The following is a 21,522-nucleotide window of genomic DNA, read 5'->3' as shown; positions in this document are numbered from 1 at the left end:
GATGTGTTTCGTCTGGTTCGGGACGCTACTCGCGCGGGCGAGGGTGCGCAGGATTTCACTCAGGTGTCCTTATCGGATGCAGCCTTGTTGGGCTCGGCCTTTTCGGGCAAGCTGCCGCCTTCACGGAGTATTCGTGCTTCGTCCTCACGCACCATCACTGCCGGTCCCGCTGCCACCACCGATGGGTTCGGCGGCGTACCGGGTCTGAATACGTTGAAGAATACGTTGAGGACCACCGCCACGATGCTGGCGGCACTGATTCCGGAATGGAAGATGGTGACGAACCAGTCCGGGAATTCGTCCCAGAAGTCGCTCGCGACAACGGGAATGAGGCCGAACGCCAAGGTCACCGCCACGATGACCACGTTGGAGTTGTTGTCGTAGTTCACCTTGCCGAGAGTGCGGATGCCGCTGGCCGCGACGGTTCCGAACAGGGCGATGCCTGCCCCGCCGAGTACCGGCAGCGGGACGACACCGACGACTGCAGCGAGGACCGGCGAAAGGCCCAGCAGCGCAAGCACGCCGCCGCCCACCGCGACGACGAAGCGGCTCTTGATGCCGGTCATCGCCACCAGGCCGACGTTCTGCGCGAAGGCCGTCGCCGGAAAGGTGTTGAAGATCGGGGCGACGGCCGAGGACACCATGTCGGCGCGCAGTCCGTCTCCGACGCGCTTGGAGTCGACGTCGGTTCCGACGACCTCACCGACGGCGAGGATGTCTGCCGTGGTCTCGACCATGATCACCAGAATCACGATGGTCATCGACACGATCGCACCGATGGCGAAGATCGGAGACCCGAATGCGAACGGCGTCGGTACGGCCACCACGGACGCGTCGCCGACACCGTCGAAGTCGGTTTTACCGACGATCAGCGCGGCGATGGTGCCGACAACGAGTCCGAGCAGAATCGACAGCCTCGACAGACCCGGAATCTTGGTCATCACCAGCACGGCGAGGAGGGTGAACATCGCCAGCCCGATATTGGCGGGATCGAGATAGTTCGGGTTCGGGGCACCGCCCACCATTTCCTGGCCGGTGATCCACCGCGCTGCGACCGGCATCAGGGACAGACCGATGACGGTGATGATGCTGCCGGTCACCAGCGGCGGGAAGAAGCGAATGACCTTCGAGAAGAACGGCGCGATGGCCAAACCGATGAGCGCGGCCACCAGAACTGCGCCGAGGACCGTGCGCAATCCGGTTCGGCCGTCCTCGGCACTACCGATGATCGTCAGTACCGTCGAGACGGAGGCGAACGAAATGCCCTGCACCAGCGGCAGTTGCGACCCGAAGAACGGAATACCGACGGTCTGCAGCACGGTGGCGACGCCGCTGACGAACAGCGCGCACGAAATCAGCAGGGCTTGATCGGAACCGGACAGCCCGGCCGCTCCACCGACGATGATCGGTACGGCGATGACGCCACCGAACATCGAGAGAATGTGTTGCAGACCGTAACCGAACATCTGCAGCACCGGCGGGCGGGCATCCTCAGGCCTGGTCATGACCATCAGGCTATGAACCGGACGTTACGGGCAGCGACACCGACCCATTTCGAGCGAGTTACGGTTGCTCGGCCTTGTCTGCTCCCACCAGGTGCTCGAACGCCTTCAGGTTCGCCAACGATTCGCCGCGCGAGACCCGCCATGCCCATTCACGTTTGATGGACTCCGCGAAACCCAGTTCGAGCAGCACGTTGAAGTCGCCGTCGGCGGCCTCGAGGGTCTGACCGAAGATCCGATCGAGTTCGTCACCGTCGACGGCCCGCAACGACATTCGGCCCACGAGATAGATATCGCCGACCTTGTCGATGGTGTAGTGCACTCCGTACAGCCGACGGTTGCGACGCAGCAGGTACTTGTAGACGCCCTCGAAGTTCTCGTCGGGCTTGCGGCAGACGAACGCCTCGATACGCACCCCGTGATGTCCGACGGTCAACATCGTCGTCGTCTTCAGTTTGCGTTCCCCGGGCAGTTCGACGGTGAACACCTCGCCGCGCCGCGTGTAGTCCAGTTCGCGATCCTTCAGGACCCGGTCGATCAGTTCGGCGGTCTCGCTCATGCAGTAACTGCTCCTGATCTGCGTAGTTTCGACAATCCTCGGACGCGTCGCGGTGAGAACTCACTCGGTGCCTCGCCACGGTCGAAATGGAATTTGGCCTGCCGGTAGCTCTCTATGAGACCGTCCGCGGTGTGCTCCCACGAGAAGTTTCGGGCGTGCCGGGGTGCCGCAGTTGCCATGTCCGCCAATGCAGTTCGATCCGCCAGCATCGACGCGAGCGCATCGGCCCAATCCTCGGTGCGGTGTCCCTGCACCAGCCGTCCGGTCTCGCCCGATCGCACGGCCACACCGAGACCGCCGACGTCGGCTGCCAACACCGGCGTTCCGCAGGCCTGGGCTTCGATCGCGACCAGGCCGAACGATTCGTTGTAACTCGGTACCGCAACAACATCCGCGGCGCGGTAGATCTGCGCCAGACGCGACGATGGTTGCGGCGGCATGAACGTCACCCGCGGGGTGATTCCGAGATTCTCGGCCAGCTCGATGAGACTGTCGGGCCGATCCAACCCGCTGCCCGACGGCCCACCGACGATGAGGACCCGTAGCGGCGAGGACGGATCTCGCTGCAGCACTTCGGCGGCCGCGGCGATGAGCACGTCCGGGGCCTTGAGCGGTTGGATGCGGCCGACGAAGGCGACGATCGACTCGTCCGGGTTCAGACCCAGTTCGGCGCGGGCCGCGAGCTTGTCCCCCGGATTGTATTGCGCCAGATCGGCTCCCGGCGCAACCACGTCTATCGCGTCCTGCGAAGCCCCGTAGATCTCCACGAGGGACTTCGCTTCCTCGGTCGTGTTGGCGATCAGCCGGTCTGCTTCGGCCACCACTTGCTGCTCGCCGATCTGGCGCGCCGCGGGTTCCGGTGAGTCGCCCTGCGCCATCGACGCGTTCTTGACGGCAGCGAGCGTGTGCGCGGTGTGTACCAGAGGCACTCCCCAGCGATCGCGTGCGAGCCAACCCACCTGCCCCGAGAGCCAGTAGTGCGAGTGCACCAAGTCGTAGTAGCCGGGTTCGTGCCGAGCTTCCTCACGCAACACCCCGGCCGCGAACGCGCACAGCTGAGTGGGCAGGTCGTGTTTGTCCAGGCCCTCGAACGGGCCTGCGACGATGTTGCGGACCAGCACTCCGGGCGCCGCTTCGACGACGGGCGCATCGGTCGACGACGTCGCCCGAGTGAAGATCTCGACTTCCACACCCCGCTTGGCCAGCTCTTTGGCGCTCTGCAACACGTAGACGTTCATGCCACCCGCGTCACCCGTTCCGGGTTGCGCCAGGGGGGAGGTATGCAAGGACAACACAGCGACCCTGCTCAGCTGGTGTCCAGTCACTCCCTCAGTGTGCACGCCTCCACATTACGTCTCGAGAACTACCCCTTCAGACGACCGGGCAGACTCAGACCGTCCACGAACTCGCTGACCTCGACGAAGAACCGCTCGGGATCGGCGACGAACGGTCCGTGGTCGACGCCCTCCCAGTACGACTCCACGGCCGCGGGAATCAATTCCGCGGCGTGCCGTCCGGCAGAGACGTCGACGACGGTGTCCTCGGTTCCGTGCAGCACGAAGGCCGGGATGTCGAGGCTGCGCAGCAGGTCGTCGTGGCCGACCGCTCGATCGAACAGGGCGGCCCGAACCCGTGGCCTCGTGGACAGCGTCAACCCGAACAACGCCTGCGCCTCGGTGCCCTTGCCTTCTGTCGGCCCGGTCAACGCGTGCCCGAAGCTACCGAGCGCCTTGATGGCAACGCGGGGCTCCTCGGCCATCGCACCGGGGATCGCCGCCCGCATGGCCGTCCCCACGCGTCCGCCCGCTTCTCCCCTTCCGATGCTGGTGATCGCGCCGACGAGCACGATGCCCGCCACCGCGTCCGATCCGTGTTCGGCGAGATAGTCACAGATCACCAGGCCGCCGTAGGACCAGCCCAGGAGCACCGCGTCGGCGGTGATGCTCTCTGCAGCGAGCACTGCCTCGACGTCCCCGGCCCAGATCTTCGAGTCGTCGTACCCCGTCGTAGGGGCATCGGAGTAGCCGTGACCACGCAGGTCGACGGCGACCACGCGGTACCGCTCGGCCAAGTCCGCCAGCAATCCCTCGCCCCAGCACGCCGAGCTCTGCGCCCATCCGTGCAGCAGAACCAGTGGCCTCGCATCAGGGTCACCGCTGACGCGGTAGACGATGTTGGCTCCGTCGATCCCGGTGGCCTGGCGAACCGGTCCTACTGCAGGGGTGCTCGTATCGGGCTTGTTCATGACAGGTGAACCTACGCGGCGGCCCTGCGCATCGACGCGAGCGGATCGGAGTACAGAGAGCTCAGCGAGACCACCGTCGCGGCGTATTCCTGCACCCGGTCGCCGAATCCGGTGACGCGGATATCCCGGCGTGCCAACGTGGAATTTGCGGCGAAGGCCTCGCCCACGTGCGGGATTCCGGCCGGGTACGTGGTGAACGCCTGACCCCCGAGGACAACGCGATCCGGATTGAACATGTCCCGCAGCAGCGCCACCGTCCGTCCCAGTATCCGAGCGCGCTCGACCAACAGTTCTCGCGCCGCCTCCGAACCGCCCTGTGCTGCCTGGTACACCGCAGCGATACTCGGACGTGGTTGCGGCTGAAGGATTTTGCGGTCGACAGCGGCAGCGACCACCGCTCGATCACTGACGGAGGCCTCGAGGCAGCCTCGATTACCGCAGCCGCACAGCGCCGACGACCCGGTGGGCAGGTGGGCGATGGACCCGGGTCCGCTCGCCGGGGTGTGGACCCGGCCGTCGATGGTCAGAGCCATGCCTGCGGTCTCGCGAGCGTAGAAGTACAGGGAGGTTCCGGTTGTGCTCTGTGCGGCCGCGGCATCCGACAGTCGAGGCGCGAGCAACAACTCCGAGGCCGCCATCGCCTCGACGTGCCCGGAGACCGAGATGGGAAGGCCGAGTCCGCCGCCGATGATGCCGGCGACGCGGCCGTTCTCCCACCCAAGGCGCGGGTGGTCGACGGTGCCGTTCGCGGTGTCGACACGGCCGCCGATGGCTACCCCGACCCACAGCGGTGTACGGCGATGCCAGCGTCCGGCCAAGGCACCGGCACTGCGAGTGACGGAAGCCAGGGCCGCGTCGGAGGATCCAGCCGGCGTCGGGATTTCGACAGCGCCGAGGATGCGGCCGCGCAGGTCACTGACCGTGATGCCGGTGACGACGGCACCGATGTGGATGCCGATCGTGGAGAAGGGTTCGTGGTTGACCTCGAACGGCACCCGGGGCCGTCCGACTGCGCCCGACGCCGTCAGGTCCGCGCGCTCCCGCAGCAGCCCGACACCGAGCAGAGCCGATACCTGACGGTTGACCGTGGCAATGCTCAATCCTGTTGTGCGAGCGGCACTATCGCGGGAGATGGGGCCTTCGACGCACGCCACCCGGAGCACCGACGCCACGGGGCTGTCGACGATGCGTAGATCGGGTGCGACGAGTTGGACGCGCGATGCGGGAGCGGTGGTCCGTCCGGGCGAGCGCAGAGCGGAGCGAGCGTGATGGTGGTGCAGCGTGGTTACGGACATCCGTCGTTGATCCTCAGCAGTGGAGACCGTCGTCGCGAATGATCAGCGACGACGGCGCGAAGTGATGCAGGTCAAGGGGCGAGCACGGTGGTCACGAAAGACCACGTCACGCGGATCGACTGTCCGTAGCGCAGAAGGCTAGAGACAGGTTCCTTGGCCGAGACAACACAGTTCCCGAGGAAGCGGCAGGCGAGAACCGAGGGACGCGGTCACATAGGTGACCCGCATCGCGGTGGTCTCGCTGGCGGACATGAATCCCAAATTAGCACTCGAAGCCGGATCGGCCAATCGGGCCCGTCCAGAAACGCTGTGCCTCTCGAACTAGAATTTCTCCATGACCTCGCCCGAACAGATCGCACCCGATACCCGAATTGCCGTCGTCACCGGAGCGAGTTCCGGCATCGGCGCGGCCACCGCCCGCCAACTCGCCGCCGACGGATTCCACGTGGTGATCGGTGCCCGCAGACTCGACCGGCTCGAGGAGTTGGCGTCGGACATCGGCGGCACGGCCTTGGAACTCGATGTCACGGACGAGGACTCGGTAGCAGCCTTCGCTGCGGTGATCCCGCGCGTCGACGTCCTGGTCAACAATGCGGGCGGCGCAAAGGGGCTGGCACCGGTGATCGACGCCGACCTCGACGACTGGCGCTGGATGTGGGAGACCAACGTCCTCGGCACGCTACGGGTCACGAAGTCGTTGCTGCCCAAGCTGATCGACTCCGGCGACGGCCTCATCGTCACCATCACCTCGGTGGCGGCGTTCGAGGCGTACGACAACGGCTCGGGGTACACCTCCGCCAAACATGCTCAGGCGGTGCTGCATCGGACGCTACGCGGCGAACTGCTGGGTAAGCCGGTGCGGTTGACCGAGGTCGCACCCGGTGCCGTCGAGACCGAATTCTCGCTCGTCCGCTTCGACGGCGACGCAGCCAAGGCCGACGCCGTCTACGAGGGCATCACGCCACTGGTGGCGAGCGACATCGCCGAGGTCATCGGCTTCGTGGCCTCGCGACCGTCGCACGTCAACCTCGATCAGATCATCATCAAGCCGCGCGATCAGGCCGGTCCGGGGCGCTTCTCCCGGAAGTAGCGGCTTCGCCGCATGTGCACGGGAGTGGAGCCTGCGGAACGACCCATGTGACTGGAAATTCGTAGTGGACTACGAATTTCCGTGCACATGCGCGCAGCGCTCACACCGCACTCATCGACTCCCAGGTCGGCCAGTCGATGGCCCAGTCGTACAGGTCACCGTCCGCCGCAGAGAGGTCGATGCGGGTGCCGGTGACCTCCACCGGGTCGCCGTACATCGCCGTACCGAAGTACTCCTGGGCATCCTCGGTGGAGAGGTTGATACACCCGTTGGTGACGTTGGACGCGCCCTGCACGCCGGTGGTCAGCGGGTTGGCGTGAATGAACTCACCGTTGTTGGAGATGCGCACGGCCCAGCGTTCGCGCACGTTCTCGTAGAACGGCGGGTTGGACATCAGAAAGTCCTCGTGCTTCTCGGTGACGACGTGGATGCCGCTGCGGGTGACGTTGCGGTCCTCGTTGCCCTCGCCGTAGCTGACGGGGATGTCCATGATCGTCGCGCCGTCGCGGACCACCTGCATGCGGTGGCTGGTGGCGTCGGCGACGACCACCTGGCTGCGTCCGATACCGAAATTCAACGTGACGTCGTCGGCGCCGTACGCGCCGCCGCCGTAGTTCACGCCGTAAAGCTTTGCGACCACCGACACCGTCGTACCGGGCGTCCAGTAGTTGGTGGGACGCCAGTGCACGCGTGAGCCGTTGTCGTCGGGGAACCATGCCCACGCGCCGGGAGTCGGCGGGTTGGTGGTCACCGTCAACGCTTTCTCGACGGCCGCCTTGTCCTCGATCGCCGAGTCGAACTGCAGGATGATCGGCGCGGCGATGCCGACTTCCTGGCCGTCGCCGATGTTGGTGCTCACCGAGGTTCGGCTGTCCGGTTCGACGGTGGTGAAAGCACCGTCGATGGGCACGGTCTTGTTGTCTTTGCCGACAGCCGAGCCGGACCACGTGTACTCGACGCCGTAACCCAGGGGCTCGGTGATTGCGTACGAGGTCTTGTCCGGTGACAGTGCACCCTGGACGACCTTGCCCTCGGGGTTCGTCAACGCGACGTCGGTGAGTGTTCCCTCGGTCACGGACACCGAGATGGGCGCGACGGGGCTGACGTCGACGGCACCGGCAGCGGGGTTCGCGGTGATCTGTGCGACGGGCGCGGCCTCGGTCGTGGGGGCGGCGGATCCCGAGCCTCCGTCGCCGGATCCGACGGTGCAACCTGCCACCAGCGCCACCAAGGCGACGAGCACGGCGATCAACCACACCGCGTGCGTCCGTTTTGTCTGTTCTACCTGCTCATGCACGTTATCCAACGTACCTGTGTCTGCAAACTACCCCGAATTTTTGGGGGCAGTCTCACAACTTCTGCGTGCGCAGCTCATGACCCTTCGACGTCAGACAGCGGCCGGTTTCGAGGTTCCAGTCCCAACCGTGCAGGTTGCAGGTGAGCTTCTTGCCCTCGACGATGCCGAACTTCGTCAGGTCCGCTTTGAGGTGAGGGCAGCGGCGTTGGATTTCGTAACCGCCCATCGTGATCGTGGCGGTGTCGTCGTGAGCCTCGGAGAACCAGCCGTCTGCGTAGGCGATGCGTTCGTCGGTGAGGCATTTGAAGAATGTGTACAGAAATTCGTTGTAGCCGCCGACGCGTCGGGCCCGGAAACGTGTGGACAGGAAGATCGAGTTCACCCAATCCGGCTCCCGGTCACGCACTGCGGTGCGTACCAGTTCCGGCGGGATGGTGAAGCTGTAGCGAAACTTCTCATCCGAAATCGGTTCGCGCACAATTCTTTTCGGGAAGTCGAGCACAACCGTCTCGTCGCCCATCGTGATCCCGACGGGATAGCCGATGCCGTCGCAGATCAGATCCGTCTGCGCCATGATCGGCTCGAACAGCCCCCGCAGGGGCTCGAGCAGCGGCTCTCCCTCGGCGGGAGCCCACCCGGCTTTCTCGGCCGCGATGACCGATGCCTGACGCTGGGCGTAGGCCTCGATGTACTCGGCCTTGCCGGTGGTGAAGATGGCCTCCGCTTCGGCGGTCGGAATGGGGTGCTCGTGCGAGAGCAGCTCGGAACCGTCGAACGTTGCCGCGGTGCCCGGCATCATCAGCAGGCCCTTGTCGTGTCCGTGCAGGCGCATCTGCTCGAGAAACACCATCTGGTCCGGGAACACGTTGGCCGGGTCGCCGTAGACGTCGTTGAGGAAGCGCAGCTCGTCGTCGAGGAAACACGGCGGGCCGGCCGACGGAATCACCCAGGTGGAGCCGACCTGTTCGATGTACTGGCGCGCTCGATCCATCTGCCGCTGACGCTTCTGGATGCCGAAGTTCTTCTTGGCCCGCGAGACCATGTCGTAGACCATCGGGTACCAGATCGCGCCCGAGTACTGCAGCATGTGCACGTCCACGGGGCCGAAGTTATCGGTCATCACGTCCAGGTCCACCGGACGTGCGTCGTTCATGTTGAACGCCACGGTCTTTCCGTCGGAGACGACCAAGCCCGAGTCGCCGATGGGACCGTCTGCAGGCGCACGCAGCGCGATGATCATGATGTCGAGATCGCCCTTGGGCCCGGAGATCGTGTGCTTGACCGAGTCCGTCGTCTCGTAGAACTTGTGGAAGCCGAGCTTCTCGAGCTCGTGCTTGAGGTCGAGTACCGGGTAGTCCGGCAACAGCACCGTCGCGTCCTTGTTGACGTGTTCGGCCAGGTTGCGTGGGTCGAAGTGATCCTTGTGCAGGTGCGAGACGTACAGGTAATCGCAATCACCGAGTTCGTCCCAGTCCAGGCCCGAGTTGTCGGGGAACGGGAACCACGATGCGTAGAACGACGGGTTCACCCACGGATCGCACAGGATGCTCCCGGCGTCGGTCCGAATATGGAATCCTGCATGTCCCACGCTGGTGACCTGCACTGATTTACCTCCTACGAGCCGGACTTTTCAAAGCTCCATCGTATGCGCCGTTTCGGGCGGCTCTAACCCAGCGCGCAGTTGACGAGGTCACACTCGGGGGTCAGCGTGACACCGAACTTCTCCCGCACACCGTCTCGGACGTGCGCGGCGAGCGCCATGATGTCCGACGCCGTGGCCCCGCCCCTGTTGGTGATGGCGAGTACGTGTTTGGACGACAGGGCCGCGGTCCCGCGGCCGAATTCGGTGCCGTACCCGCGGGGAAAGCCCGAGTTCTGAATCAGCCAGGCCGCGGGAATCTTGGTGCCTGCGGGGTCGGGGAAGTTCGGCGCGTGGGCAGCCTGCTCGGGCACCTCCGGCAGTACGGGGTTGAGAAAGAACGATCCGACGCTCCACGTGTCGTGATCGCTCGCGTCGAGCACCATGCCCCGCTCGCCGCGCAGCGCCAGTACTGCGGCACGTACGTCCGGCACCGGCACGACGTCGCCGATCTGCACATCGAGCCGCTCCGACAGTGCCGCGTAGCGCACCGGTAGCGACTCGGTCGTCTTCTTCAGCGCGAACGTCACGTCCAGAATCACGTATCGCGAGGACCGCTTGAACACCGACGACCGGTGCGTCCCGAAACCGCACTGCTCGGGCGTCCACACCGCCGTCTCCTGCGTCTGCCGGTCGTAGACGGTGAGACTGTGCAGCAACTCCGACGTCGACGCACCGTAGGCCCCGACATTCTGAATAGGCGTCGCGCCGGTGGTGCCCGGGATCCCCGAGAGCGCTTCCATCCCGGACAGACCCGCATCGATCGTCGCCTGCACGACGGCATCCCATTCGACGCCCGCGTCGACCGTCACGATCTCGCCGTCGATGTCCAGCCGCGAGCCGGTCACCTGGATCACCCGGCCGTCGAACCCGTCGTCGCCGACGACCAGGTTGGATCCACCGCCGACGACCAACACGTCCGTTCCGGCCCGATCTGCGTCGCGTACCAGCGAAACCAACTCGTCACCCGTCGCCGAGACACAGAATTCACGGGCCGGGCCGCCCACTCGAATAGTGGTGAGCTCCGAAATTGCAGTAGGCACGGACTCTGACGCTACCGGTCGTGCACGTGTGTGAAGGGTCACCCGGTAATCTCCGGGGATGCCTCGCCCCATTGAGCACAGCTCGACTGTGCCCGCCTCCGCCGACAAGGTCCACGCCGCACTCACTTCCGAGCAGTACTGGAAGGACCGCATCGAGCAGATCGGCGGCCCCGGTGCGAGCGTGAAAAGCATCACCGTCGGCGACGGCACCATCGATGTCGTCCTGACCCAGTCGGTTCCCGAAGAAGAGCTGCCATCCGCGGTCACCGCCTTCAAGAAGGGCGACCTCATCATCGAGCGCACCGAGAGTTGGGGACCGTTCGACGGTAAGCACGCCGCGGGCACCTTCGGTGCCACCGTCGAAGGGGCACCGGCACGCATCACCGGCACCACCACCCTCGACGCCAAGGGCGACAACACGACCGTCGCGCTGGCCGGAACCACCGAGGTCAAGGTCCCCATCTTCGGCGGGAAAATCGAATCGATGATCAGCGAGCAGGTACTGGCGTTGATCGACAACGAGCAGGACTTCACCGGTAACTGGATTGCCGCGAACACGAACGGCTAATCTGGCGCACTATGGCTCGCCGAATGAACTACTCCGCCCGGTTCACCCACTCGACGCAGCAGGTCTATGCAGCGCTGTCCAGTCGTGATCACTGGGACGCGCGCATCGAGGAGATGCGTAAGTACTCGGAGAACGAGCTGAAGAGCTTCGAGGTGTCCGACGCCGGAATCGACATCGTGATGCACCACGTCATCCCACGCACCGAACTGCCCGACATCGCGCAGACGGTGATGAAGAAAGACATGGTCATCACCCGCAACGTGCATTTCGACGCGTACGGGGAAACCACGGCGGGGCACTACGACGCGTCGATTCCGGCCGGACCCGGCTCACTGAAGGGCACCACCTCGCTCTTCCCCACCAACGGCGGTTCGACCCTGCGCACCTCCTCGGAGGCCAAGGTGTTCCTGCCGTTCATCGGCGGCAAGCTCGAGCAGCTCATGCTCGTCAACCTCATCGACCTGTGGCGCGGTGAGGGCGAAGTGACCGCCGACTGGCTCGAGAAGAACGCCTAGCCCACTGAAGGGGCCTGAAGGCGTCATCACTCGCGGCACCACCGGCATCAATCGGTTGCGTCGCAGTGACCGGTGGCTGATGCACAACCCCGATGTTCGACGCGTTCTGCTCGAGTCGCCGAATCCACTCGTCGTCGACCTCGGCTACGGGGCGATGCCGAACACGACGCTCGAGCTGGCCGGTCGACTGCGCACCATCAGACCCGATATCCGCGTGACGGGCCTCGAGATCGACCCCGCTCGCGTCGTTCCGGGGAGTGACGGCGTGGAGTTCGCTCGCGGTGGCTTCGAGTTGGCCGGTCTGAGCCCGAACCTGGTACGCGCGTTCAACGTGCTGCGGCAATATCCGGAAGACGCGGTTCCTGCTGCGTGGCAACGCATTCAGTCCCGCCTGGCACCCGGCGGCCTGCTGGTGGACGGCACCTGCGACGAGTTGGGTCGACGCTGCGCGTGGGTATTGCTCGACGCCGACGGCCCGCGGTCTCTAACTCTGGCCTGGGATCCTTTCGACGTCGAGATGCCGTCGGACATCGCGGAGCGGCTTCCGAAGGTGTTGATACACCGCAACATCGAGGGCGAGCTGATCCACGAACTACTGCAGCGCGCTGATCGAGCATGGTCGGTCTCGGCACCACTGGCCCCGTTCGGACCCCGCCTACGTTGGCGTGCGGCCCTAAAAATACTTGCCGAACAGGGGCTTCCGATCGCACTCCCCCGCCGACGGATGCGAGACAACGTGCTCACGGTGCCCTGGGCGACGGTTGCACCGAGATGATCGAGGATCACGAAGGAGGCCGGAATGGACGGATCTGATTCGCTGACGGTCCGACCCAGCACGCCCGCCGACCTCCCTGCACTCGATCAGTGGTCCTGCGAGGAACCGGTCGACTGGGTCGATCGAGCTCGTCTCCGCGAGGAAATGGCGTCGGGCAATTACCGCTACGAGTGGACCTGGCTTGCCGAGCGCGCGGGCCGTCCGGTCGGGCGCGCTGTGTGGTGGGGCCGACCGGGCGCAACCAGCCCCGTCACCCTCGACTGCTTGTCGGTCCTGCCTGCCGAGAAGCAACCGTCCGACGTCGGTGCCGCCCTCATCAGCACTTCTCGGACAGCCTTCGAGCACACCGCCGCTCTCGAATTCAATGTCGATGTGGCGGTGAGTAATTCACGAGACGCCTCATTACCGTCGGCATTGGCGTGGCGTGAATCGGCCGCACGCCGAGGCGGTTTCACCCGCACGACCGAACGTGTTTCCTTCGCCCGATCCGCTGACGATCCGGTGCCCGCGGCCTCGACTCGTCTGCACTTCTCGGCGGGCACCGACGCCCAGTTCCTCGAGGTGTTCGAGGCCGTCGCAGCCGGGAGTCTCGATTCCCATACCCGCGCCATGGTCGCCGAACACGGGGTAGCCGCACTCGCGGCAGACGACCTCGCCTTCTACAGCTCCCTACCGGGGCATCGGGAAGCCTGGCAGATCGCGAGCCGGACGGACGGCACCACGGTCGGCTTCATCGTGCCGACCCGAAACGCATACGACGCCGCCATCAGCTATCTCGGCGTGCTACCCGAACACCGCGGCAACGGCTACGTTCATGATTTGCTTTCGCAGATGGTCCGCATCCATCACGACGCCGGGGAACAGAAGATAGTGGGGACCACCGACGCGCCGAATCTACCCATGAGAGCAGCCTTCGAGCGCGCAGGTTTCACCGTCACTCGCACCCGGATCGTGCACGCGGGCTAGCGATCACGTACAGGCAGACAATGCCAGCTCGACGCGTTCGGCCACTCGGTCGGTGCTGCTGGCGGCCTCGGAGTACAGCGCCTGCGGGTCGACGCGACCGATCGCCACGGCGTCGCACACCACCTCGTCGAGGGTCAGCTGCGAGATTCCCCCGGCGGCGAGATCGAGCACCGTCCGTACCGGCGTGGTGATGTTGAACGTGCCGGCCGATTCGACGTCTCGAGGCTCGAGCCGCAGACGGTGAACCGCCAGTCGGGTATCGCTCAGGCGTAGGTCTCCGAACGCGCACAAGTGCACAAATTGTGGGTGCAGGTGACCGAATCCGTGCAGCTCGGCGGCGCTCTGGTGCGAGATCACTGCCTCGCCGCCGAACCAGGCGCACCACATCGCGAACACCTCGAGCTCGCTGTGGGGCCACTGACCCAGCCGGAACAGGTTGCGCTCGACGCGGGTCCAGGTGTTCGTGGCCAGGTTGACGCGCACCATAGCCGGATCGAAGCCCAGCTCCCCGGCCTGCTCGGCGGTGAAATAGCCGTCCTGGCGAGTGGCGAGCGAGTGCAGTTCCTGCACACTCGGTCCTGTCGTACCCATGCCGCAAGCCTACGTCAAAATGTGTTACAGATCACAAACTTTGGTATCGGAGACATCTGTTCGGCGAGTTTCACAGAGCTTGCTCAGAATCATCGGGAAGACTGCCGGGAATGTCCTCCACAGCCAAGCGCAGCAGCGTGCCGTTGATTGCGGTCTCCGTCGTTGTAGTCCTCCTCGTCGCCGTCATCGGTGGCGAGCTGTTCGTGCGTCAGCAGATCAAATCGTGCCTCGCCGGCCAACTCGAATCCGAGCTCGGCAGCCAGGTCGAGGTCGGTCTCGGCCTCAAGCCGGTTCTGCTCTCCTTGGTGGACAAGAAGGTCTCGTCGGTCACCGTCGACAGCGACGACGCGCGATTCGGGCCGGCGGAGGGCATGGTCGTGCACGCCGAGGCACGGGATCTGAACCTCACCCAGTCCGCAGACTCCGGCGGCACCATCGGCAGCTCGAGTGCCGACATCGCGTGGTCCACCGACGGCATCACCCGCACCCTGCAGAGCCAAGGAATCGGTGCCATCGTCTCGGGCGTCACCTCGGACGCATCGGCGGGCACCCTCCAATTCGCCGTCGGCGCTCTCGCGAACCTGACCGTCAAGCCGCAGGTCGCCGACGGCCGCGTCGACTTCCAGACCGTCGACGCGTCGATCCTGGGTCTCGGTATCCCCACCGACCTGGTCGACTCCGTCGTCGGAGTGCTGACCGACAGCCTGCAGGCGTACCCGTTGGACATGACGCCGACGTCGTTGACCGTCACCGACTCCGGCATCGAGCTCACACTCGAGGGCGGGCAGTACACGATCCCCGCGACTCAACAGAACCAGAATCAGCAGACCCCCGAGGGCTGCTCGCTCGTCGCCTAGCCCCCATGTGCACGCAGTCGCTCTAGTTCAACCCGTCCAGCACCGCACGGGTACCCGACAGCCCCAATCGTGTTGCGCCCGCGTCGATCATCGCCAGGGCGGCCTCCGTCGTACGGATGCCGCCGCTGGCCTTGACGCCCAGCCGACCGCCGACGGTTTCCGCCATCAGACGCACGGCCTCGACGCTTGCGCCGCCTGCCGGATGGAATCCGGTGGATGTCTTGACGAAGTTCGCGCCCGCAGTTTCTGCTGCGCGGCACACCTCGACGATCGCTTCGTCTGACAGCGCTGCCGATTCGATGATCACCTTCAGTACTGCGTTGCCGATGCCTTCACGGACGGTCACGATGTCGGCCAGAACGGCGTTGTAGTCGCCCGCAATGGCCGCTCCGACATCGATCACCATGTCGACCTCGTCGGCACCCTGCTGCACCGCGAGGCGCGCCTCGGATCCCTTGATCAACGAATGATGCTTACCCGACGGGAATCCGGCGACAACGGCGGTGAGCATTCCCTCGGCGCGAATCGGCAGCATCGACGGCGAGACGCACACTGCGAGCACTCCGAGCGCACGGCCCTCCTCGATGAGAGCGTTCACGTCGGCGGTCGTGGCCTCGGGCTTGAGCAGGGTGTGGTCGACCATTCCGGCGAGGGCGGCGCGGGTGAGTGTCATACGGTCCAGCTTTTCACAGCTCTGCCGATCGCAGCCCTGTCGGTCTACGATTTTCGGTCATGACCGCAGAGTCGCTCGCCGCCACGTTCAATGCCACCAGCAGGGAATTCGACGCGGTGACGCCGCAGGTCTGGGGGCCGGCCGGGCAATCGCTCGCTTTCGCCCTCGAGTTGGCTACCGGCGACGCCGTTCTGGACGTGTGCTCCGGCACCGGGGCGTCGGCAATTCCCGCAGCGGCCGCCGTCGGACCCGACGGCGTCGTGCATGCCATCGACCTCGCCGACGATCTGTTGGAGGTGGGCCGCAGGAAGGCCACCGATCGGGCGTTGCGCAACATCGACTTCGTCGTCGCCGACGCCACCGAGTGGGAGCCGCCGTCGACGGTTCCGGATGCCGGATACGACGCGCTGGCCTGCTCGTACGGCATCTTCTTCCTTCCCGATCCCGAGCAGGATTTTGCGCGACTCGTCTCGTTGGTTCGCCCGGGCGGGCGTGTCGGAGTGACGGTGTGGCGCGAGGGCTCGGTCCGGGATTACTCGGCCGCATTCTTCGACGTGGTCGGCAGACACTGGCCGTCGAGCGCGGGCAGCGCACCCGATCCGGCGGCGGGATTCGACGATCACCCGATCCGCAGGATGGAGACACCGGATCTCCTCGGTGCCTGGCTCACCGCAGCCGGCGCATCCGACGTCCGGATCGTCGAGCTGTCGAACCACGTACCGGCGACCCCGTCGTTCGTGTGGGATTTCGTGCTGGGCACCGCCCTGCGCGGTGCGCTCACTCCGTTCGACGACGGAACGCGCACGCAGATAAGGGCCGAGTTCTCGGCGCTACTGACCGAGCGCGGGATCGATTCGATCGATCTCGGGACACTGGTGGCAACCGGAGTCCGCACGCCCTGAGAGAATCGTCGGCATGAGTTCTTCCGTGTCCGAGGACCGCCGCTACGTTCTGTCTCTCGGTTGCCCCGACAAGACGGGCATCGTCGCCCGCATCTCGACCTTCCTCGCCGACGTCGGCGGTTGGATCGTCGAGGCCGCGTATCACGCCGATCCAGACACCGGTTGGTTCTTCACCCGGCAGGCCGTGCGGGCGTCGTCGGTGGATATGAGCATCGAGGATCTACGCGCACGGTTCGCCGAGGTAGCCGCCGAGCTCGGGCCGGAAACCGAATGGACACTGCATGATTCGGGCGAACCGAAGCGCGTGGTACTGCTCGTCAGCAAGGAAGCGCACTGCCTGCACGATCTGCTCGGACGAGCGGCGGGCGGCGAACTGCCTGCGCAGATCTCCGCGGTGATCGGCAACCACCAGTCGCTCGAGCCGATCGCTGCCGCGCACGGCACACCGTTCCATCACGTCGAGTTCGCCAAGGATCCGGCCGAGCGCGGGCCTGCCTTCGAGAAGGTGCGCTCGCTGGTCGACTCCTACGACCCCCACGCAGTGGTGCTGGCGCGCTTCATGCAGGTGCTGCCGGAATCACTGTGCGAACACTGGGCGGGGCGGGCGATCAACATCCACCACAGCTTCCTGCCGTCGTTCGTCGGTGCTCGGCCCTACCACCAAGCCTTTGCCCGGGGCGTCAAACTGATCGGTGCGACGTGCCATTACGTCACCGCCGAACTCGACGCGGGCCCGATCATCGAGCAGGACGTCATCCGGGTCGACCATTCCGACGAGACCACCGACATGGTGCGTCAGGGCCGCGACATCGAGAAGCTGGTGCTCTCCCGTGGTCTGCGTTGGCACCTGGAGGATCGGGTGCTGGTCCACGGCCGCAAGACCGTGGTGTTCAGCTAGAGATTTCTCAGCCGCACCACTTCGGTGTTGAATTCGTCTATCGCTTCCACCGAGCTCATGTGACCGATGCCGGGGATCACGATCAATCGGCTCAGGTGGTCGTGATCGTCCAGCGCGCGGGCCAGTTTGCGGGCGTGCACCGGCGGGGTGAGCCGGTCGGCAGATCCGACGAGGACGCTGGTGGGTACGGACATGTTCGCCAGCGCCTCGCGGATGTCGAGGTCGCTGATCGCCGCGCCCCAGATGCCCCGTGTGCGCGGGGCGCATTCGAGCACGATCTTCTCGCAGAACGCCACCTCGGCTGCCGTGGCTCCGGGGGCCATCGAGATGTATTTGATGGCTTGACGCGTCACCGGCGACGGCCGCAGCGGTAACGCCGAGCTCAATACGGCTCGACCGACCGGTGCCGGAACGCGCGGGAAGCGCTGCGGCAACGGGATGACGGTGGTCTCGCGGACCAGAGAGTCGGTGGCGGTGCTGGCGAGGAGCACGGCACTGACGAGTCGATCGACCTGTTCGGGGTAGTTTCCGGCCCACGCCATGATCGACATACCGCCCATGCTGTGCCCCACCAGGACGGCCTTGTTGTCTTCGACGACGGTCGCGGCGAGCACTGCGGCGAGGTCGTCGGCCAGCACGTCCGGGCTCAGCGGCCGCGTTCCGACATCGCTGCGGCCGTGGCCACGCTGGTCGTACGTGATGACGCGGTATCGATCGGCGAGGGCGTTGACCTGTGGAAACCAGTAGTCGGCCGAGCACGTCCAGCCGTGACTGAAGACGATCGGTTCGGCATCTGCTTCACCGTAGCTACGGACGTGCAGATGAGCTCCGTCGTCGGTGACCACCTCGGTGATGTGCGGCTCGATCGTGGGGTGCTGCAGAAGCTCGTCGGGACGCACGTCGGTCGTCTTGGTAAACGAATGCAGGCGACGCCGTCGGACGACGAAGGCACCGACCGACGCAGCCGCGGCCGCGCCGCCGATTCCGAGCAGCACACGTTCGACTACCTTGCGAGAAACCACAGAAAAATCCCCTCTACCTCGACCCCCTGGCGGGTGCGGTAGACGGTACGCCCACGATCTCGTGGGCGTCGATGCGCCTGCCTACCAGCGGGGTCCGCGTTGAATGCTGTCGATCTTGGGTCGGACGTCGACGAGATACACGCACACAGCGACGACGCCGATGATGCCCAGGAATCCGATCACTCCGGAGACCAGGATCAGTAACAGACCTACGAACAGAATGGCCAGCCAGGCGTTCTTGGTCAGCTTGTCCACGGCAGGAAAAGCGTCCGCGCGCTGACGCAGTGCGTGGAAGATCGCGAATCCTGCACCTACCACTCCGAGGATCTGCAGGAAGGTAAGGATGTAGTAGCTGAAGCTGCCGGCGATGCTCACGCGGTCAGTGTACGAGAAACGACCCCCGCACCGCGCGGCGCAGGGGTCGTATTCTTTACGAATGCTTTAGCGAGTGGTCTTCTTCGCCGGAGCCTTCTTGGCCGGAGCCGGGGTGGCCTTCTTCGCGGCCGGTGCCGGTGCCGTCTTCTTGGCCGGTGCCGGCGTCTTCTTGATCGGCGAGTTCGCGTTGCTGCGGGTCTTGGCCTCGACCGTGCCCGCCACGCCGCTCACCTTGTCGGAAGTCTTGATGGCCTTGTCCTTGGCCTCGTCGCCTGCTTCGTCGATGTTCTCGGCGAGCTCGTCGGCTGCGTCGGAGATCTCCTCGGCACCTTCACGAACCTTGTCCGACGCGATGCCGGCGAGAGCTGCGGCGCGCTCGCCGACTGCGCGAGTCTGCGAAGCAACGGTTCCGAGAGCCTGCTCGGTGAGGTCGACGACGTCGTTGGCTGCAGTGTTGGCGCGCTCGAGGCCCTCTTCGACGGCGGGCGTGCGGCGGATGCGCTCGACGGCCTCTTCGCCGCGCTCGGCGAGAGAGGTGTAGAGGTCGGAGGCAACCTTGAGGTAGGCCTCGGCAACCTTGCGCAGCTCTTCCGGGGTGAAGCGCTCACGCAGTTCGGCGATCTCGTCGGGGAGTTCCGCGGGCAGGGCGGCAAGGCGCTCGCGCAGGTTCTCCACGCCCTCGGTGACCTCTTCGGAGATGTCGGCGAGTCGAGCGTTGACCTCGTTGGTGCGGTTCTCGGCGCGCGAGCGCACCTGAGCGACGACGTCCGCTACGGCCTGGACGACAGCGTCGCCGGCACCGACAGCTGCAAAGATAGGGGTCTTGACGTTCTCGAAGTTCTTGGAATCAGACATCGGGTGTCTCCTGTTCGTCGGGTTCGGGCTCTTGCGTCGACTCGTTCTCACGACAGAACGAGTCGTAGATCTCGATCAGCACTTGCTTCTGCCGTTCGGTGATGTGCTCATCGCCGAGCAGAGCTTCGCGCACCGGACCGTGGGGACGCGCTTCCAAGATCCCGGCCCGGACGTACAGCACCTCCGAGGAGACACGCAGACCCTTGGCTATCTGCGCTAGTACTTCCGCGGACGGGTTTCGCAGTCCGCGTTCGATCTGGCTCAGGTAGGGGTTGCTCACTCCGGCCCGACTGGCGAGTTGCCGCATCGATACCTGCGCGGCTTCCCGTTGCGACCGGATGTAGCTTCCGATGTCCTGGGCTGCTGTCGTCACGACGGCAGCGACCAGATCCCCTGCCTCGGCGACCACCTGCGTCGCCTCGGTCGCCTTGGCGACCAGATCCCCCTCGTTCTCGGCCATCTCGGCCTCCTGTTTTCGGTGTCCTACTGGACAGTACCGAAGGGTGCTAACTATTGCAAGCACCCTGCTAGCACTAGTGTCCGAAGATCAGATCCGAGACCGTGTAGATGGCCAGTCCGGCGATGGATCCGACGACGGTTCCGTTGATCCGAATGAACTGCAGATCGCGTCCGACCTGCAGTTCGATCTTCTTGCTCGCTTCCTCGGCGTCCCAACGAGCGACGGTGTCGCCGATGATCGTGGTGATCTCGTCGGCATAGTTGGCAGCGATGTAACGGGCCCCGCCCAGCAACCAACCGTCGGCCTTGGCGCGCAACTCGTCGTCGTCGCGCAGACGAATGCCGAAGTTGACCGTGTTCTCTTTGATCTTGGTACGCAGCGTGCTCGTCGGATCGTCGACCGACTCGGTGATCAGACGCTTGGCGACCTTCCAGGTGGCGGCAGCCAGGCCGGTGATCTCCTCGCGCCCCATGATCTGCGCCTTGAGCTTCTCGGCCTTCTCGATGGTGGTGGGGTCGTGCTGCAGATCGTTGGCGTAATCGATGAGGAACTTGTTGGCGGCAAGACGAACGTCGTGCTCGGGGTTGGATCGGATCTTCCAGGTGAACTCGACGAGCTCCTTGTAGACCTTCTCGCCGAGCAGGGTGTCGACGAACTTCGGCGACCAGTTCGGGGAGTCCCGGGCCACGACGCGATCGATCATTTCCTGACTGCCCAGTGCCCACTGATGAGCCCTCTCGGCAAGCATGTCGATCAGCGGCAATTGACGGTTCTCACGGAGCAACTCGTCGAGGATGCGGCCGATGGGCGGCCCCCACTGCGGATCGGCGAGTCGGCGCACGATGGTGCTGTCGATCACCGCGGTGATGTCCTCGTCGTTGAGCACGTCGACCACACCGTGCAACACGGTCGCCGCTTCGGCTGCAACGCGTTCGGCGTTGTCGGGCTGAGCGAGCCAGGTACCCAACCGCAACGGAACCTGCGCCGACGCAACCTTTTCCGACACCACCTCGGGCGCAAGGAAGTTACTGCCGACGAACGAGCTCAGGCTCGCCCCGAGCTGATCCTTCTTCTTCTTGATCAGCGCCGTGTGGGGAATCGGGATGCCCAACGGATGCTTGAACAGCGCGGTCACCGCGAACCAGTCCGCGAGCGCGCCGACCATGCCCGCCTCCGACGCGGCGCGTACGTAGCCCACCCAGGCCCCCGCACCCGTCGACTCCTGCCACCGACAGAACAGGTAGACGACCGATGCGAAGACGAGGAAGCCCGTCGCGACCGTTTTCATCTTGCGGAGGTCGCGGCGCTTGGTGTCGTCGTCGAAGTTCATGAGCTGCACAACCGACATTGTGCCCAGAAATGTGACGGATCAACCGGACGCAGCCTGCAATGGTG

General features: G+C 65.1%; 23 protein-coding genes. 8 read left to right on the top strand and 15 right to left on the bottom strand.

The features are described 5' to 3' along the window. Window positions 1–59 precede the first annotated feature (59 nt). The 5 genes from AC5WEY_RS22765 to AC5WEY_RS22745 are packed head-to-tail and all read right to left on the bottom strand — an operon-like array spanning window position 60 to window position 5,601. Window positions 60–1,505, bottom strand: coding sequence for a nucleobase:cation symporter-2 family protein (locus AC5WEY_RS22765; protein ID WP_495647656.1), 1,446 nt, complete (start codon window positions 1,503–1,505; stop codon window positions 60–62). Window positions 1,506–1,563: 58 nt separating this feature from the next. After that, window positions 1,564–2,061, bottom strand: coding sequence for a type III secretion system chaperone family protein (locus tag AC5WEY_RS22760; RefSeq protein ID WP_057475132.1), 498 nt, complete (start codon window positions 2,059–2,061; stop codon window positions 1,564–1,566). Continuing rightward, window positions 2,058–3,386 carry a D-inositol-3-phosphate glycosyltransferase gene (gene mshA, locus AC5WEY_RS22755; protein WP_495647655.1) on the bottom strand — a complete coding sequence of 443 codons (1,329 nt, stop codon included), beginning with the start codon at window positions 3,384–3,386 and terminating at the stop codon, window positions 2,058–2,060. The genes AC5WEY_RS22760 and mshA overlap by 4 nt, the downstream gene beginning before the upstream one ends. A 38-nt stretch (window positions 3,387–3,424) precedes the next feature. After that, window positions 3,425–4,306, bottom strand: a complete 882-nt coding sequence (locus AC5WEY_RS22750; protein ID WP_495647654.1) for an alpha/beta fold hydrolase — start codon at window positions 4,304–4,306, stop codon at window positions 3,425–3,427. 11 nt (window positions 4,307–4,317) lie between these two features. Then, entirely contained in the window at window positions 4,318–5,601 is a 1,284-nt protein-coding gene (locus tag AC5WEY_RS22745; protein WP_495647653.1) for an ROK family protein, read from the bottom strand. Between the two features lie 334 nt (window positions 5,602–5,935). Between AC5WEY_RS22745 and AC5WEY_RS22740 the strand changes: the two genes are divergently transcribed. Continuing rightward, the gene (locus AC5WEY_RS22740; protein ID WP_495647652.1) at window positions 5,936–6,691 is read left to right on the top strand and encodes an SDR family NAD(P)-dependent oxidoreductase; all 756 of its coding nucleotides are present in this window, start codon (window positions 5,936–5,938) and stop codon (window positions 6,689–6,691) included. A 100-nt stretch (window positions 6,692–6,791) separates the two neighbouring features. On the opposite strand, the gene AC5WEY_RS22735 is transcribed toward AC5WEY_RS22740, so the two are convergent. The 3 genes from AC5WEY_RS22735 to AC5WEY_RS22725 form a co-directional block, all read right to left on the bottom strand. Continuing rightward, window positions 6,792–7,988, bottom strand: a complete 1,197-nt coding sequence (locus tag AC5WEY_RS22735; RefSeq protein ID WP_495647651.1) for a L,D-transpeptidase — start codon at window positions 7,986–7,988, stop codon at window positions 6,792–6,794. Window positions 7,989–8,040: 52 nt separating this feature from the next. Next, window positions 8,041–9,591 carry a Rieske 2Fe-2S domain-containing protein gene (locus AC5WEY_RS22730; protein ID WP_495647650.1) on the bottom strand — a complete coding sequence of 517 codons (1,551 nt, stop codon included), beginning with the start codon at window positions 9,589–9,591 and terminating at the stop codon, window positions 8,041–8,043. 62 nt (window positions 9,592–9,653) lie between these two features. Beyond that, entirely contained in the window at window positions 9,654–10,670 is a 1,017-nt protein-coding gene (locus tag AC5WEY_RS22725; RefSeq protein WP_495647649.1) for a UDP-N-acetylmuramate dehydrogenase, read from the bottom strand. A gap of 58 nt (window positions 10,671–10,728) precedes the next feature. Between AC5WEY_RS22725 and AC5WEY_RS22720 the strand changes: the two genes are divergently transcribed. From AC5WEY_RS22720 to AC5WEY_RS22705, 4 genes are all read left to right on the top strand, one after another. Then, window positions 10,729–11,238, top strand: coding sequence for a DUF2505 domain-containing protein (locus AC5WEY_RS22720; RefSeq protein ID WP_495647648.1), 510 nt, complete (start codon window positions 10,729–10,731; stop codon window positions 11,236–11,238). A gap of 11 nt (window positions 11,239–11,249) precedes the next feature. Continuing rightward, the gene (locus AC5WEY_RS22715) at window positions 11,250–11,753 is read left to right on the top strand and encodes a DUF2505 domain-containing protein (protein WP_057475124.1); all 504 of its coding nucleotides are present in this window, start codon (window positions 11,250–11,252) and stop codon (window positions 11,751–11,753) included. Window positions 11,754–11,832: 79 nt separating this feature from the next. Then, complete coding sequence (locus tag AC5WEY_RS22710; protein ID WP_495647647.1) at window positions 11,833–12,528, top strand: class I SAM-dependent methyltransferase; 696 nt, start codon at window positions 11,833–11,835, stop codon at window positions 12,526–12,528. Between the two features lie 24 nt (window positions 12,529–12,552). After that, window positions 12,553–13,494 (top strand): GNAT family N-acetyltransferase, encoded by a 942-nt coding sequence (locus AC5WEY_RS22705; RefSeq protein ID WP_495647646.1) that lies wholly within the window; start codon window positions 12,553–12,555, stop codon window positions 13,492–13,494. A 3-nt stretch (window positions 13,495–13,497) separates the two neighbouring features. Here the strand turns inward: AC5WEY_RS22705 and AC5WEY_RS22700 are convergent, their stop codons facing one another. Beyond that, on the bottom strand, window positions 13,498–14,085 hold the full coding sequence (locus AC5WEY_RS22700) for a type IV toxin-antitoxin system AbiEi family antitoxin domain-containing protein (protein WP_057475122.1): 588 nt from the start codon (window positions 14,083–14,085) through the stop codon (window positions 13,498–13,500). A gap of 110 nt (window positions 14,086–14,195) precedes the next feature. On the opposite strand from AC5WEY_RS22700, the gene AC5WEY_RS22695 reads away from it, so the two are divergent. Then, a complete protein-coding gene (locus AC5WEY_RS22695) occupies window positions 14,196–14,942 on the top strand; it encodes an LmeA family phospholipid-binding protein (protein ID WP_057475121.1) in 747 nt (248 codons plus the stop codon). A 22-nt stretch (window positions 14,943–14,964) separates the two neighbouring features. Here the strand turns inward: AC5WEY_RS22695 and deoC are convergent, their stop codons facing one another. Beyond that, entirely contained in the window at window positions 14,965–15,615 is a 651-nt protein-coding gene (deoC, locus tag AC5WEY_RS22690; protein ID WP_495647645.1) for a deoxyribose-phosphate aldolase, read from the bottom strand. Between the two features lie 59 nt (window positions 15,616–15,674). On the opposite strand from deoC, the gene AC5WEY_RS22685 reads away from it, so the two are divergent. Beyond that, window positions 15,675–16,517, top strand: a complete 843-nt coding sequence (locus AC5WEY_RS22685) for a class I SAM-dependent methyltransferase (RefSeq protein ID WP_495647644.1) — start codon at window positions 15,675–15,677, stop codon at window positions 16,515–16,517. A gap of 13 nt (window positions 16,518–16,530) precedes the next feature. Beyond that, complete coding sequence (purU, locus tag AC5WEY_RS22680) at window positions 16,531–17,415, top strand: formyltetrahydrofolate deformylase (protein WP_057475118.1); 885 nt, start codon at window positions 16,531–16,533, stop codon at window positions 17,413–17,415. Here purU and AC5WEY_RS22675 read toward each other — a convergent pair. The 5 genes from AC5WEY_RS22675 to AC5WEY_RS22655 form a co-directional block, all read right to left on the bottom strand. Beyond that, window positions 17,412–18,437 carry an alpha/beta fold hydrolase gene (locus tag AC5WEY_RS22675; protein WP_495647643.1) on the bottom strand — a complete coding sequence of 342 codons (1,026 nt, stop codon included), beginning with the start codon at window positions 18,435–18,437 and terminating at the stop codon, window positions 17,412–17,414. The genes purU and AC5WEY_RS22675 overlap by 4 nt on opposite strands. Window positions 18,438–18,518: 81 nt before the next feature. Continuing rightward, window positions 18,519–18,806: a DUF2516 family protein gene (locus tag AC5WEY_RS22670; protein ID WP_371828356.1), complete on the bottom strand. Its 288-nt coding sequence runs from the start codon at window positions 18,804–18,806 to the stop codon at window positions 18,519–18,521. Between the two features lie 72 nt (window positions 18,807–18,878). Beyond that, a complete protein-coding gene (locus AC5WEY_RS22665) occupies window positions 18,879–19,667 on the bottom strand; it encodes a heparin-binding hemagglutinin (RefSeq protein ID WP_495647642.1) in 789 nt (262 codons plus the stop codon). Beyond that, a complete protein-coding gene (locus AC5WEY_RS22660; RefSeq protein ID WP_045198858.1) occupies window positions 19,660–20,127 on the bottom strand; it encodes a helix-turn-helix domain-containing protein in 468 nt (155 codons plus the stop codon). Before AC5WEY_RS22660 ends, AC5WEY_RS22665 begins: the two co-directional genes overlap by 8 nt. Window positions 20,128–20,200: 73 nt before the next feature. Beyond that, entirely contained in the window at window positions 20,201–21,475 is a 1,275-nt protein-coding gene (locus AC5WEY_RS22655; protein WP_057475115.1) for a DUF445 domain-containing protein, read from the bottom strand. Window positions 21,476–21,522 lie beyond the last annotated feature (47 nt).

Source organism: Rhodococcoides sp. S146-33 (assembly GCF_059489205.1).
The sequence above is the reverse complement of the archived record's forward strand: the minus strand, read 5'-3'. Positions and strand labels throughout refer to the sequence as shown.